General features: G+C 65.8%; 14 protein-coding genes. All 14 read left to right on the top strand.

The window, feature by feature from the left end; translation table 11 throughout:
• Positions 1–11: 11 nt before the first annotated feature.
• Positions 12–1,103, top strand: coding sequence for a PhoH family protein (locus AWJ14_RS18600; protein WP_066182888.1), 1,092 nt, complete (start codon positions 12–14; stop codon positions 1,101–1,103).
• Positions 1,100–1,615 carry an rRNA maturation RNase YbeY gene (gene ybeY / locus AWJ14_RS18595; RefSeq protein ID WP_066182885.1) on the top strand — a complete coding sequence of 172 codons (516 nt, stop codon included), beginning with the start codon at positions 1,100–1,102 and terminating at the stop codon, positions 1,613–1,615. Before AWJ14_RS18600 ends, ybeY begins: the two co-directional genes overlap by 4 nt.
• Positions 1,616–1,628: 13 nt before the next feature.
• On the top strand, positions 1,629–2,771 hold the full coding sequence (locus AWJ14_RS18590) for a hemolysin family protein (RefSeq protein WP_066182882.1): 1,143 nt from the start codon (positions 1,629–1,631) through the stop codon (positions 2,769–2,771).
• Between the two features lie 214 nt (positions 2,772–2,985).
• Positions 2,986–4,581: an apolipoprotein N-acyltransferase gene (gene lnt, locus AWJ14_RS18585; RefSeq protein ID WP_066182879.1), complete on the top strand. Its 1,596-nt coding sequence runs from the start codon at positions 2,986–2,988 to the stop codon at positions 4,579–4,581.
• Between the two features lie 153 nt (positions 4,582–4,734).
• Positions 4,735–5,154: a helix-turn-helix domain-containing protein gene (locus tag AWJ14_RS18580; protein ID WP_066182876.1), complete on the top strand. Its 420-nt coding sequence runs from the start codon at positions 4,735–4,737 to the stop codon at positions 5,152–5,154.
• 279 nt (positions 5,155–5,433) lie between these two features.
• A complete protein-coding gene (metK, locus tag AWJ14_RS18575) occupies positions 5,434–6,675 on the top strand; it encodes a methionine adenosyltransferase (protein WP_066182872.1) in 1,242 nt (413 codons plus the stop codon).
• Positions 6,676–6,741: 66 nt separating this feature from the next.
• Positions 6,742–7,443, top strand: a complete 702-nt coding sequence (trmB, locus tag AWJ14_RS18570) for a tRNA (guanosine(46)-N7)-methyltransferase TrmB (protein ID WP_066182869.1) — start codon at positions 6,742–6,744, stop codon at positions 7,441–7,443.
• Between the two features lie 280 nt (positions 7,444–7,723).
• Positions 7,724–8,335: a ribosome maturation factor RimP gene (gene rimP / locus AWJ14_RS18565; RefSeq protein ID WP_066182866.1), complete on the top strand. Its 612-nt coding sequence runs from the start codon at positions 7,724–7,726 to the stop codon at positions 8,333–8,335.
• A gap of 133 nt (positions 8,336–8,468) precedes the next feature.
• Positions 8,469–10,088: a transcription termination factor NusA gene (nusA, locus tag AWJ14_RS18560; protein WP_066182861.1), complete on the top strand. Its 1,620-nt coding sequence runs from the start codon at positions 8,469–8,471 to the stop codon at positions 10,086–10,088.
• 38 nt (positions 10,089–10,126) lie between these two features.
• Positions 10,127–10,741, top strand: coding sequence for an RNA-binding protein (locus tag AWJ14_RS18555; protein ID WP_280949323.1), 615 nt, complete (start codon positions 10,127–10,129; stop codon positions 10,739–10,741).
• Between the two features lie 92 nt (positions 10,742–10,833).
• Entirely contained in the window at positions 10,834–13,413 is a 2,580-nt protein-coding gene (infB, locus tag AWJ14_RS18550) for a translation initiation factor IF-2 (protein WP_066182856.1), read from the top strand.
• A 78-nt stretch (positions 13,414–13,491) separates the two neighbouring features.
• Positions 13,492–13,869: a hypothetical protein gene (locus AWJ14_RS18545; protein WP_139112700.1), complete on the top strand. Its 378-nt coding sequence runs from the start codon at positions 13,492–13,494 to the stop codon at positions 13,867–13,869.
• A complete protein-coding gene (locus AWJ14_RS22295; protein WP_139112699.1) occupies positions 13,862–14,179 on the top strand; it encodes a hypothetical protein in 318 nt (105 codons plus the stop codon). The genes AWJ14_RS18545 and AWJ14_RS22295 overlap by 8 nt, the downstream gene beginning before the upstream one ends.
• Before the next feature lie 6 nt (positions 14,180–14,185).
• On the top strand, positions 14,186–14,629 hold the full coding sequence (rbfA, locus tag AWJ14_RS18540) for a 30S ribosome-binding factor RbfA (RefSeq protein ID WP_083220360.1): 444 nt from the start codon (positions 14,186–14,188) through the stop codon (positions 14,627–14,629).
• Position 14,630 lies beyond the last annotated feature (1 nt).

Here is a 14,630-nt window from a genome sequence, read left to right as displayed (position 1 = left end):
AGCAAGATCGTTTGACAGTTGAGCACCTGTCCCGGACAGAAGCTGCGACGCCCGCCTCAGGCGCGTCGGACGCGACCCACCTCGCGCTCACCTTTGAAAACAACCGCCTCGCCAGCGAACTTTTCGGTCAGTTCGACCAGAACCTGGCGCTTCTCGAAAAGAAGCTGAACATCGATGCGCGCGCCCGCGGCAACACGGTGACGCTCAGGGGCGAGGAAATCGCCACCAACCAGGCGCGCCGGGCGCTGGATTTCCTCTATGACCGGCTGCTCAAGGGCGCGAGCGTGGAAAGCTCCGATGTCGAGGGCGCGATCCGCATGGCGCTCGCCGCCGACGACCAGCTGGTGCTGCCCACGCTCGAGCGCAAGGGCAAGATGACGCTCGCGCAGATTTCGACGCGCAAGAAGACCGTGATCGCCCGCACGCCCACGCAGGACGCTTATATCCGCGCGCTGGAACGCTCCGAACTCGTCTTCGGCGTCGGCCCCGCCGGCACCGGCAAGACCTATCTCGCCGTCGCCCACGCCGCGCAATTGCTCGAGCGCGGCTCGGTCGAGCGCATCATCCTGTCGCGCCCGGCGGTGGAAGCCGGCGAGCGCCTGGGCTTCCTGCCCGGCGACATGAAGGAAAAGGTCGATCCCTATCTCAGGCCGCTCTATGACGCGCTCTACGACATGATGCCGGGCGACAAGGTCGAACGCGCCATCACCGCCGGCGTCATCGAGATCGCGCCGCTGGCCTTCATGCGCGGGCGCACGCTCGCCAATGCCGCGGTGATCCTGGACGAAGCGCAGAACACCACGCAGATGCAGATGAAGATGTTCCTGACCCGCCTGGGCGAGAACTCGCGCATGATCATCACCGGCGATCCGAGCCAGATCGATCTTCCGCGCGGCGTGACCTCCGGCCTGGTCGAGGCGCTGTCGGTGGTGGACGGCGTCGAGGGCGTGGTCACCTGCCGCTTTCGCGGCGCCGACGTGGTGCGCCATCCGCTGGTGCAGCGCATCGTCGAGGCCTATGACAAGCGCGCAACCCCCGCTCCGGCTGCGCCCGCCACGGCTGCCCCGGGCACGCCTGCGCCCACCCCGTCCGGCAGTGCATGAGCGGTACCGCCGAGATCAGCCTGGAAATCGCGCACGAGGCCGGCTCCTGGGACGACCTTGCGGCGGTCGAGTCGCTGGCGCAGGCCGCCCTAGCGGCAGCCGCCCGGGATCTGTCCGCGAACGAGGGGCAGCCCTTTCCCGAAGACCCGCCGGAAGTCTCGCTGGTGCTGGTCGATGATGCGATGATGGCCGGGCTCAACGGCCAGTGGCGCGGCCAGCCCAAGCCCACCAATGTGCTCTCCTTCCCCGCCTTCCCGCTGGACCCGGGCGGGATGCCGGGGCCGATGCTGGGCGACATCATCCTGGCGCGCGAAACCATCGAGCGCGAGGCGGACGATCTCGGCAAGCCTGCCGACGAGCACATCACCCATCTGCTGGTGCATGGTTTTCTCCATCTTTTCGGGTATGATCACATCGAAAACAGTGACGCCGAAAGAATGGAAGCGATTGAGACTCGCATTTTGGCCTCGCTTGACCTATCTGACCCCTACGGCGAAACAGAGCCGGTTTGATACCGAAGAGAAGATGACCGACAGCAACGCCCCGGCAGTGTCCGGAGATGCCCCAGGCGCCTCGAGCGCCCCGTCCAGCGACGAAGCCCCGAGTTACTTGCCCGTGCCGCTGCGCGAGAAGGAGACCACCGCGGTTTCCGACGAGCGCAACGGCACGGGCCTCTGGCAACGCCTGCTCAGGGCGATCTTTCCCCCATCCGACCGCGAGACCATCCGCGAGGACCTGAACGACGCGCTGCAGTCGGGCGGTGAATTGCACGAGGCGTTTTCGGCCGACGAACGCGCCATGCTGCACAACATCTTGAGGCTGCGCGAAGTCCGGGTCGAGGACGTGATGGTGCCGCGCGCCGACGTGGAGGCGGTCGACCAGGCCACCACGCTGGGCCGATTGCTCGAAATCTTCGAGGAATCGGGGCATTCGCGCATGCCCGTCTATGCGGAAAATCTCGACGATCCGCGCGGCATGGTGCATATCCGCGACCTTCTGGCCTGGATCACCAAGCAGTCGCGCGCCAAGCGCAGGTCCAGCGCCAAGAGCGCGGCCGCGATCCAGGCGCGCAACGCGCCCACCACGCTCGACCTGTCGCGGGTCGACCTCACCAAGACGCTGCAGGAATCGGGCATCACCCGCAAGGTGCTGTTCGTGCCCGCCTCGATGCTGGCCTCCGACCTTATGCAGCGCATGCAGGCCAACCGCATCCAGATGGCGCTCGTCATCGATGAATATGGCGGCACCGACGGCCTGGTCTCGCTCGAGGACATCGTCGAGATGGTGGTCGGCGACATTGCCGACGAGCACGACGACGAAGAGGAAACCCTGATCCGGCGCACCGGCGAGGATGTCTGGATCGTCGATGCCAAGGCCGAGCTCGAGGATCTCGCCGAGGAGATCGGCGCCGATTTCGACGTGCGCGAGCAGAGCGAGGAAGTCGACACCATCGGCGGGCTGATCTTTTCCGAGATCGGGCGCGTGCCCGCGCGCGGCGAAGTGGTGCAGGCGCTGCCGGGCTTCGAATTCCATGTCACCGACGCCGATCCGCGCCGCGTCAAGCGGGTGCGCATCGTGCGCAAGCGCCTGCCCTCGCGGCGGCGCCCGGTGCGCGGCGAAAGCGCGGCGATGAAGCAGTCCGACCCCGGCGACGCCAGCGCCGCCTGAACCGGGCACCGCGTCGCGGCGAGCGGGGATTCTGGCAAAAAAAAGTCCCCGGACGCACCGGACATGGCCCGCGTTTTTTGAAAAGATGCAGCCGATGATTCGCGGGCCCGTTCCGGAAACGGCGGGCTTGCGGGCCGGGTGAGACAAGGTCCAGCCCCGCGCTGTCCCGGGACGGCGCGAGGGGCTGGAGGGGCGCGCGGGGAGCCGGTGGGATTTGGAACGGATTGCTGAATCCATCATGCTGAGCTGGGGCGCCAAGCGCGTCCTGATCGCGTTTGCCGCGGGCGCGCTTGCCGTTCTGGCGCTGCCGCCGTTCAATTTCTTCGCCGTGCTGTTCGTCTCCTTTCCGGTTCTGGTGTGGCTGCTCGACGGCGCCAGTGGCCCGGCCGATGCCGGCGCGATCGGCCGCCTGCGGCCTGCCTTCGTCACCGGTTGGTGGTTCGGGCTCGGCTATTTCGTGGCCGGGCTTTGGTGGCTTGGCAATGCCCTGCTGAGCGGGGCCGAAGGCTTCGAATGGGCCTTGCCGCTCGCCATCGTCGGCCTGCCGGCGGTGCTTGCGCTGTTTTACGGGGCGGCGGCGGCGCTGGCGCGGCTCGTCTGGTCCGACGGCCTGGGGCGGATCGCGGCGCTGGCGGCCGCCTTCGGGCTGCTCGAATGGGTGCGCAGCTTCGCGCTCACCGGCTTTCCCTGGAATGCCGTCGGCTACGCCGCCATGCCGGTGCCGCTGCTGATGCAGTCGGTCGAAATCGTGGGCCTCTACGGCCTTTCGGCGCTGACCGTGTTCGTGTTTTCGGCGCCGGCGCTGGTGGGCACCCGGCGCGGCGCGGTCGCCGGCATGAGCCTGGCGCTGCTGCTTCTGGCCGCGCATGCCGGCTATGGCTGGGCTGCGCTGTGGCGGCTCGACCGGCTTCCCGCGCGCGCACCGGAGGCGGTGGTCCGCATCGTGCAGCCGGCGATCGGGCTGTCGGAGAAGTGGGATGCGGCCGAGCGCGAGCGGATCTTTTCGAGAATGCTGTCGCTGAGCGCGCTGCCGCCGGCCGAGGGGCAGCCACGTCCGAGCCACATCGTCTGGCCGGAGACGGCGGTGCCGTTTCTGTTCACCGACAATCCCGGCGCGCTCTCGCGCATCGCCGACATGCTGCAGGTGGGCCAGACCCTGGTCACCGGCGCGGTGCGCGCCGAGGAGGGCTCGGGGGGCGCGCCGCAGCGCTACTACAACACCATCTATGTCATTGACGACGAAGGACAGATCATCGGTTCGGCCGACAAGGCCCACCTGGTGCCTTTCGGCGAATACCTGCCCTTCGAAACCTGGTTGCGTAAGCTCGGGCTTACCACAATTGCCGAGACCCTCGGCGGATTTTCCGCCGGCGACCGGCGCAATCTTCTCAAGCTGCCGGGCGGCTTGGGCGCGGTGCCGCTGATCTGCTACGAGGCGATCTTTCCCGAACTCGCCGCCGTCGACGGCGGCCGCGGCGCACTGCTTCTCAACGTCACCAATGATGCCTGGTTCGGCATGACGCCGGGGCCGTACCAGCACCTGCGCCAGGCCCAGGTGCGGTCCGTCGAGGCTCGCCTGCCGCTGGTGCGCGCGGCCAACAGCGGCATCTCCGCGGTGACCGATTCCGGCGGCCGCATCCTGGCCAGTCTGCCGCTGGGGGAGGCGGGCGTCTTCGACGTCGATCTGCCGGCCGCGGGGCAAGAATCCTGGAGCACCCAAAATCGCGGACTTAACTTTGGATTGATTATCGCCATAATGGCATTGACAGCGCTTTTTGCGCGCAGAAGTAAACGGCAAGGCCTAGATTGACGGAAAACCCCTAAAATAGCATAGTCACCGGCGTCAACCCAGTTCCCGCGTTGCGATCCATCCAAGCCAAGCCCCAGCTTGCCGTGTTTGATCGCTACAATCAAAGCGGGATGAATTAACCAGAGAGTTACAGGCTCTTGTCAGGACGATAATATGATCGAAAACAAAAAGAAGCCGAATCCGATAGACATCCATGTCGGTAGTCGTGTGCGCTTGCGGCGCACGATGCTGGGCATGAGTCAGGAGAAGCTTGGAGAAGCGTTAGGCATCACGTTTCAGCAGATCCAGAAATACGAAAAAGGCACCAACCGCGTCGGCGCCAGCCGTCTGCAGAATATCTCCACCATCTTGAACGTGCCGGTCAGCTTCTTTTTCGAAGATGCGCCAGGCGATCCTTCCGGCAACCAGCCCGGAATGGCCGAAGCCAACAGCTCCAACTACGTGGTCGACTTCCTGTCGTCCTCGGAAGGGCTGCAGCTCAATCGCGCCTTCATCAAGATCCCCGATCCCAAGGTCCGGCGCAAGCTGGTCGATCTCGTCAAATCGCTGGCATCCGAGCCCGACGTCAACTGACGCGCAGGCCCGGCTCTCCCGGTCCGGTGTCCTTGATGCCCGGCGCCGCCCCGGATCGCTCGCGCGCAGACCCTTTCGGGCAGACCCGCCCGGACCGGCGCTTCGTCGTGCAAACCCGATTGGCGTGAGGCCGTGTGGGACTTGTCCCGCCCGGCCTCACGCGACAATTTTGCACGCGCCAAATCGATCATATCAAGATATATTTATGTCATTCTGACCTTGTCAGGTTGCTGTGTTCCAACTAAACAAACAGCAACCTGACCCATCATGGAGCCCAAAATGGAGCGCTCGTCCTTCCTTTTTACCAGTGAATCCGTCTCCGAAGGCCATCCCGACAAGGTATGCGACCGCATTTCGGACGAGATCGTGGATCTGGTGTACAGAGAAGCCAAGAAGACCGGCATCGACCCGTGGAGCGTGCGGGTGGCCTGCGAAACGCTTGCCACCACCAACCGGGTCATCATCGCCGGCGAGGTCCGGGTGCCTCCGTCGCTGGTCAAGACCGACAAGAGCGGCAAGGAAGTCATCAATCCCGCGAAGTTCAAGTCGGCCGCGCGCAAGGCGATCAAGGCGATCGGCTACGAACAGGACGGCTTCCACTGGAAGACCGCCAAGATCGACGTGCTGCTGCATTTCCAGTCCGCTCACATCGCCCAGGGCGTCGACAACGCGTCCGACCAGCAGGGCTCGGAAGGCGCGGGCGACCAGGGCATCATGTTCGGCTATGCCTGCAACGAGACCCCGGAGCTGATGCCGGCCCCGATCTATTACAGCCACAAGATCCTCGAACTGCTTGCCGCCGCCCGCCACAAGGGCGAAGGCGAGGTCGGCAAGCTCGGCCCCGACGCCAAGAGCCAGATCACGGTGCGCTATGTCGATGGCAAGCCGGCCAATGTCGCCTCGATCGTGCTGTCGACCCAGCACCTCGACGGCAGCTGGGATTCGGCCAAGGTGCGCTCCGTCGTCGAACCCTATATCCGCGAGGCCCTCGCAGGCCTGGAGATCGCCGACGACTGCAAGTGGTACATCAACCCCACCGGCAAGTTCGAGATCGGCGGCCCCGACGGCGACGCCGGCCTGACCGGCCGCAAGATCATCGTCGACACCTATGGCGGCGCGGCCCCCCATGGCGGCGGCGCATTTTCGGGCAAGGACACCACCAAGGTCGACCGGTCGGCGGCTTACGCCGCGCGCTATCTCGCCAAGAACGCGATTGCCGCCGGCTTCGCCGACCGCTGCACCATCCAGCTCTCCTATGCCATCGGCGTGGCGCAGCCGCTGTCGATCAACGTCAATTTCCATGACACCGGAAAGATCCCGGAAGCCACGCTCGAGGCGGTCCTGCCCAAGGTGATGGACCTGACCCCGCGCGGCATCCGCAAGCATCTCGACCTGAACAAGCCGATCTATGCCCGCACCGCCGCTTACGGCCATTTCGGCCGCAAGGCCGGCCGCGACGGCTCGTTCTCGTGGGAAAAGCTCGACCTGGTCAAGCCGCTCAAGGAAGCCGTCAAGGGCTGAGGTCGAATGTCGGTTGCGCCCGTGCCTCTGGCAAGGCGCGGGCCCGATACCCGTGCGGAGAGAACGATGACCACTCCCCAGAGGCGTTCGCGCGCGACCGAGGCCTTCTATGGCCGGCGCCGGGGCAAGAGCCTCAAGCCGCCGCAGGCCGCGGCTCTTTCCGCGCTGCTGCCAGGCCTCAAGCTCGACCTCAGCCAACCCGCGCCCACGCCGCTTGCCGCGCTGTGGCCGGTCCCGGTCGACCGGATTCACCTTGAGATCGGCTTCGGCGGCGGCGAGCACCTGTTGCACCGGGCGGGGGCCGCACCCGGCACCGGCTTCATCGGTGTCGAGCCCTTCGTCAATTCCATGGCCAAGATGATGGGCGTTCTCGAGCAGCAGGGCCTGCAGAACATCCGCGTCCACGACGACGACGCCACCCAGGTGCTCGACTGGCTGCCATCCGCCTGTCTCGACCGCATCGACCTGCTCTATCCCGATCCCTGGCCCAAGAAGCGGCACTGGAAGCGGCGCTTTGTCTCGCGCGTCAATCTCGACCGTTTCGCGCGGGTCTTGAAGCCCGGCGGCGGCTTCGGCTTCGCCTCCGACATCGATACCTATGTCAACTGGACGCTGCAGCACATCGCCGCCCATCCGGATTTCGAATGGACCGCGCGCACGGCCCGCGACTGGCGCGAGCCCTGGGCCGGCTGGCCCGGCACCCGCTACGAGGCCAAGGCGATCCGCGAGGGCCGCACCCCCTGCTATCTCGAATTCGTGCGGACCTGAGGCGCTGCCGGACCGGAGACCGGCCGGACTTGGTCCGGTTGCCGTCCGGGGCGCGATCGCGGCCGAACCGGCGCGCCCACGCGACCGGAAAACTGCGGCGGGCAAAGGCCGCGCGAGCCGATTTTCCCCCATGGCTTGCATATCCGGGCGCACCGGACTATAAGGTATCCAAATTCTTGATCGTCATGAACAAGAGTGGGCCCGCGAGGACCCGCTCTTTTTTGTTGCCCGCGCAGGCCGCGGCAGGCGATCGGAGCGATTGGAGCGAGGACCCCTGCCGATGACGGACGCAAGCGCGATGCAAGACGATCAGAGACTGGTCACCGAGACTGGCATCGACGCGCGCATTGCCGAAATCGTCGAGCCGGTGATCGTCTCGCTCGACATGCGCCTCGTGCGCGTCCGCCTTTCGGGCCAGAACGGGCTTACGCTACAGATCATGGCCGAGCGCACCGACGGCACCATGAGCGTCGAGGATTGCGAAACGCTCTCCCGCGCGCTTTCTCCGGTGCTGGATGTGGAAGATCCGGTCGAAAAGGCGTATCATCTGGAAATATCCTCGCCGGGCATCGACCGGCCCCTGGTGCGCAAGTCCGATTTCGTGCGCTGGGAGGGGCATCTCGCCCGCTGCGACGCCTCGGTGCTGATCAACGGGCGCAAGCGCTTCCGCGGTTACATTCGCAATGTCACGGAGACCGGCTTTTCCGTGGAGCGGGACCAGCCCGTATACGGCGAAGAGAATGTCGCCGAAATTCCGTTTGCGGCGCTGGCCGAGGCCAAGCTGGTGCTGACGGACGAGCTGATCCGCGAAGCGCTGCGGGCCGACAAGGCCGCCAAGGCCGCGCGCGGTGAAGCGGTCGACGACCAGGACGAGACGGGCGACGACGCCTGAGGGGCATCAGGACCTTTGAGCCCCGCACGGGGCAGCGATCCGGCCCGCGACAGGGCCCAGACCAGACCGGCCCGACCTACGGGCCCAAACTCGACGGACCCGCAGGCACGCGGGCCGACACATGGAGACAGACATGGCAGTCAGTGCAAACAGGCTTGAGCTTCTTCAGATCGCCGACGCAGTCGCGCGCGAGAAGTCCATTGACCGCGAGATCGTCATCGCCGCCATGGCGGATGCGATCCAGAAGGCTGCGCGCTCGCGCTACGGATCGGAATCCAACATCCGCGCTGACATCAATGCCAAGACCGGCGAGATCCGCCTGCAGCGCCTGCTCGAGGTCGTCGATCATGCCGAGGACTACTCGACCCAGATCCCGCTGATGCTGGCGCGCGACCGCAATCCCGACGCCCAGCTCGGCGACTTCATCGCCGACCCGCTGCCGCCGATGGATTTCGGCCGCATCGCCGCCCAGTCGGCCAAGCAGGTGATCGTGCAGAAGGTGCGCGAGGCCGAGCGCGACCGCCAGTATGACGAATTCAAGGACCGCATCGGCGAGATCGTCAACGGCACCGTCAAGCGCGTCGAATACGGCAACGTGATCGTCGATCTCGGCCGTGGCGAGGGCATCATCCGCCGCGACGAGACCATCCCGCGCGAAGCCTTCCGCTACGGTGACCGCGTCCGCGCCTATGTCTACGACGTCCGCCGCGAGCAGCGCGGCCCGCAGATCTTCCTGTCGCGCACCCATCCGCAGTTCATGGTCAAGCTGTTCACTATGGAAGTGCCGGAAATCTACGACGGCATCATCGAGATCCGCTCGGTCGCCCGCGATCCGGGCAGCCGCGCCAAGATCGCCGTGATCTCCAACGATTCCTCGATCGACCCGGTCGGCGCCTGCGTCGGCATGCGCGGCAGCCGCGTCCAGGCGGTGGTCGGCGAGTTGCAGGGCGAAAAGATCGACATCATTCCCTGGTCGCCGTCGCCGGCAAGCTTCATCGTCAACGCGCTGCAGCCGGCCGAAGTCACCAAGGTGGTGCTCGACGAGGATGCCGAGCGCATCGAGGTGGTGGTGCCCGACGAGCAGCTCTCGCTCGCCATCGGCCGCCGCGGCCAGAACGTGCGCCTTGCCTCGCAGCTGACGGGCTGGGACATCGACATCCTCACCGAGGAAGAGGAAAGCCAGCGCCGCCAGAAGGAATTCAACGAGCGCACCGCGCTGTTCATGGAAGCGCTCGACGTCGACGAGATGGTCGGCCAGGTGCTCGCCTCCGAAGGCTTCAGCCAGGTCGAGGAAGTGGCCTATGTCGAGATCGGTGAAATCACCGCCATCGAGGGCTTCGACGAGGAAACCGCGACCGAGCTGCAGACCCGGGCGCGCGAATATCTCGACAAGCTCGAGGCCGAACTCGACGCCAAGCGCAAGGAACTCGGGGTCGAGGACGAACTGCGCTCGATTCCGGGCATGACCACGCAGATGATGGTCGCGCTCGGCACCGACGGCATCAAGACGGTCGAGGACTTCGCCGGCTGCGCCGTCGATGACCTGACCGGCTGGTCTGAGCGCAAGAACGGCGAGACCAAGCGGTTCGACGGCCTGTTCAGCGGCTTCGACATCAGCCGCACCGAAGCCGAATCGATGATCCTGTCGGCACGCCTGGCCGTGGGCTGGATCACCGAGGACGAGCTTCTGGTCGAAGAGGAAGACGGCGCCGAGGCCGAGGCAGAGGTTGAGGCGGACGGCGAGCAGGCCTGAGGGCTGACGGCGCCGGAGGCTTCGCGGTGAAGGTCAGGATCGAGCCCGTGAACGACCGGATGTGCATCGTGACCCGGGAACGGGGACAGCCCGACGGCCTGATCCGCTTCGTTGCGGGGCCGGACGGCACCGTCGTTCCCGACCTGCGCCACGTCCTTCCGGGGCGTGGCTGCTGGGTTACGGCGGAGCGCTCGGTGGTGGAACTGGCGGTCCGGCGCAAGCTCTACGGCCGGGCGCTGAAAGCGGAGGCCGCCGCCGCGCCGGATCTGGGCGCAACGGTTGACAGGCTGCTCTGCGAGAGCCTGTTCGGGATGATGAACCTGGCGCGCAAGTCGGGCCAGTTCGTCACCGGTTCGGGCAAGGTGGAGGATGCCGTGAGGTCGGGCGCCGCAGTGGCGCTGATGCATGCAAGCGACGCCGCCGAAGACGGGGTGCGCAAGCTGAGGCAGGCCAACACGGCCAGGGCGATGGGTGTCGCGGAAGCCGAGATACCCGTCTTTCGGCTGTTTTCGGCCGATGAATTGGCGCTCGCCATGGGCGAAGGCGCTTTTATCCATGCCGCCGCGCTTGCAGGGCAGGCCGGTGAGGGTGTAGTGAAGCGCGCAAAGATGCTTGCGCGCTACAGGAACGGCTCCGAGGCGGAGCCGGACTGAAGACGGGCTTCCGGGCAATTGGTCCGGGTGCAAACGATCAAGAAGCCGGCGCGCACGGGCGCGATGCGGCTTCCCGCGGAAACGGATACGGAATGAGCGACAGCAACGACGACAAGACGATCAGTGTTACCGGCAAGAAGACCTTCTCGCTGAAGCGCCCCTCTGTGGAACAGGGGATGGTGCGCCAGGAGATGGGACGTGGCCGGACCAAGGCCGTGGTGGTGGAGACGCGCAAACGCCGCATCACCCGTCCCGAGGACGAAAACCAGACGCCGCCGGTGACCCTCAAGCCGCGCCCCGCGCCCGCCGCCGAAAAGCCGGCCGAGCCCGTGGCGCCGCCGCCGGCACCCGCGCCCGCCGCACCGCCGCGCGGACAGGTGCTCAACCGCCTGTCGGCCAGCGAGGTCGAGGCCCGCCGCCGTGCGCTCGAGGACAGCCGCATCCGCGACATCGAGGAGCGCAAGCGCGCCGAGGAAGAAGCCGCCCGCAAGGCCGAGGAAGACGCCCGCCGCGCCAAGGAAGAGGCCGAGGCTGCCCGTCTGAAGGCCGAGGAAGAGGCGCGCGCCGCGGAAGCCGCCGCAGCAGCGCCGGCCGTCGAGGAGGCGCCGGAGGAAGCTCCGGCGGCAGCCGAGGCCCCGGCCGTCGAGGAAGCCCCGCGCGGACGCCGCCGCGAGACCGAGGACGAAGCCCCTGCGCGCCCCGGCGCCGCAGCCCGTCCGGGTGCCAAGGTGGTGCGTCCCGAGACGCCGAAGCCTGCTCGTCCGAAGGCCGAGGAAGATCGCCGTCGCGGCAAGCTGACGCTCAACGCCGCACTCAGCGACGACGGCAATTCCCGTGGCCGTTCGCTCTCGGCCATGCGTCGCCGCCAGGAAAAGATGCGCCGCTCAATGGCGCAGGAGCCGCGCGAGAAGATTGCCCGCGAGGTCACCCTGCCGGAAACCATCACCATTCAGGAACTCTCGCAGCGCATGGCCGAACGGTCCGTCGATGTGATCAAGTACCTGATGAAGGAAGGCCAGATGATGAAGCCCGGCGACGTCATCGACGCCGACCTGGCCGAACTGATCGCCGGTGAATTCGGCCATACGGTCCGCCGCGTGTCCGAATCCGACGTCGAACTCGGCATCTTCAATGTCGAGGATGACGAGGGCGAAATGGTGCCGCGGCCGCCGGTCGTGACCATCATGGGCCATGTCGACCACGGCAAGACCTCGCTGCTCGATGCCATCCGCGACGCCAATGTCGTCTCCGGCGAGGCCGGCGGCATCACCCAGCATATCGGCGCCTACCAGGTCGAGAAGAACGGTCAGATGATCACCTTCATCGACACGCCCGGCCACGCCGCCTTCACCGCCATGCGCGCCCGCGGCGCCCAGGCCACCGACATCGCCATCCTGGTGGTGGCGGCGGACGACGCCGTGATGCCGCAGACCATTGAATCGATCAATCACGCCAAGGCGGCCGGCGTGCCGATCATCGTGGCGATCAACAAGATCGACAAGCCCACGGCCAATCCGCAGAAGGTCCGCACCGACCTGCTTCAGCACGAGGTGTTCGTCGAAAGCATGGGCGGTGAGGTGCTTGACGTCGAGGTCTCGGCGACCAAGCATTTGAACCTCGACAAGCTGCTCGACGCCATCCTGCTGCAGGCCGAATTGCTCGACCTCAAGGCCAATCGCGACCGCACCGCCGAAGGCGTGGTGATCGAGGCCAAGCTCGACCGTGGCCGCGGCTCGGTCGCCACCGTGCTGGTGCAGACCGGCACGCTCAAGCCGGGCGAGATCCTGGTGGCCGGCGACCAGTGGGGCCGCGTGCGCGCGCTGGTCAACGATCGCGGCGAGCATGTCAAGGAAGCGGGACCGGCCTTCCCGGTCGAGATCCTCGGCCTTCAGGGCACCCCGCAGGCCGGCGACCGTTTCGCCGTCGTCGAGAACGAGGCCCGCGCCCGCGAAATCGCCGAATACCGCCAGCGGCTTGCCCGCGACAAGGCGGCGGCGCGCCAGAGCGGAACCCGCGGTTCTCTCGAGCAGATGATGACCCAGCTGCAGGATACCGGCACCAAGGAATTCCCGCTGCTGGTCAAGGGCGACGTGCAGGGCTCGATCGAGGCCATCGCCGGCGCGATCGACAAGCTGTCGACCGACGAGGTGCGTGCGCGCATCATCCATTCGGGCGCCGGTGCGATCACCGAATCCGACATCAGCCTCGCGGAAGCCTCGGGTGCCGCCATCATCGGCTTCAACGTGCGTGCCAACAAGCAGGCGCGCGACGCGGCCGAACGCGACGGCGTCGAAATCCGCTACTACAACATCATCTACGACCTGGTGGATGACGTGAAGGCGGCGATGTCGGGCATGCTCTCGCCGGAGCGGCGCGAAACCTTCCTCGGCAATGCCGAGATCCTGGAGGTGTTCAACATCACCAAGGTCGGCAAGGTCGCAGGCTGCCGCGTCACCGAAGGCAAGGTCGAGCGCGGCGCGGGCGTGCGCCTGATCCGCGACAACGTCGTCATTCACGAAGGCAAGCTCAAGACGCTCAAGCGCTTCAAGGACGAAGTCGCCGAGGTCAATGGCGGCCAGGAATGCGGCATGGCCTTCGAGAACTACGAAGACATCCGCGCCGGCGACGTCATCGAATGCTTCCGCGTCGAACACGTCACGCGCACGCTTTAAGGTCAGTTGTTTGATGATTCACGGTCACAGCGCTATAATGGCGCCGTGGCCGTGAGTATTTTTCATGGGAGCTGACGGATGGCAAATGCGTTGCATGATCGGATGACCAAGGATTGGGCTGCGTCCGATGCCGCGGGCAGGTTCTCGGAAGTGGCGCGGGATCAGGACTATGCGGACCGGATGGATTTTATATCGGCCTGCTTCGAGTTGGCGAAAACACATCCGGCATTTGCCGGGATCGCCGGCAGCGATGCGCCAAAGACGGCAGTGATGGCAGCTGCCCTGGAGAACGCATCGCCGGTGCTCGCTGCACTTGGCGATTCCTTGGATGCCCATATCCAGGACCTCGCGCTCTGGAACATTCGTGCAGCCGGAAAGAACGAAGTCATAAGCCGCGATATCGAGCGGAATTGGATGGAGCTTAAGAAACTCGGCTGGATCGACCAAAGTGCCTGAAACGCCAAGTAGCCCACCAAGCGGTCCTTCTGGCGATGTGCCTGAGAAGGATAGTGCGTTTGGATGGCGCCGCGCTGCTGAATTGGTGAAGAATATACTTCGCCTGGAGCGTTCGGTATCCCGCCTTGAAGAAGAGAACCGTGAACTCCGCAAACGCGTCGAGGAGCTTCAAAGATCAGTCGACGACCACAATGGGCAATTGAAAGCCCTTCTGGCCTCAATGAACACAACTATCAGGAATTCCGTGGAAACTTCCGCTGAGCGAATAGCGATCGAGACGGTTTTGCGTTTCCTCGAAACAAAGAAATAAGAATCCATGAGCAAATCCTCCTCCTCCGCTCCTTCCCAGCGCATGCTGCGTGTCGGCGAACAGGTCCGTGCCGCCATCACCCAGGTGCTCCAGCGCGGTGAAATCCGCGATCCGGTGCTGTCCAACACGCTGGTCTCCGTGACCGAGGTGCGGATGTCGCCGGACCTGTCGGTGGCCACCGCCTATGTCACGCCGCTCGGCGTCGAGGACCACACCGAGACCATCGCCGCGCTCAACCGCAATGCCCGCTTCATCCGCGGCCGGGTGTCGCCGGATCTGCGGCAGATGCGCACGATTCCCGAACTCAGGTTCCGCGACGACACCAGCTTCGCCAATTACCAGCGCATCGACAACCTGCTCAAATCCCCCGAGGTCGCCCGCGATCTCGATCATGGCGATGAGGACGCCGCCGGAGACGGCAGCGGTTCCGCGGACGAAGGGAACAACTGAG

Origin of the sequence: Parahoeflea olei (assembly GCF_001703635.1) — a bacterium.
In the GTDB taxonomy this organism is placed as follows: Bacteria; Pseudomonadota; Alphaproteobacteria; order Rhizobiales; family Rhizobiaceae; genus Hoeflea; species Hoeflea olei.
Note: the sequence above shows the minus strand (reverse complement) of the source record. Positions and strands in the feature narration are given on the sequence as shown.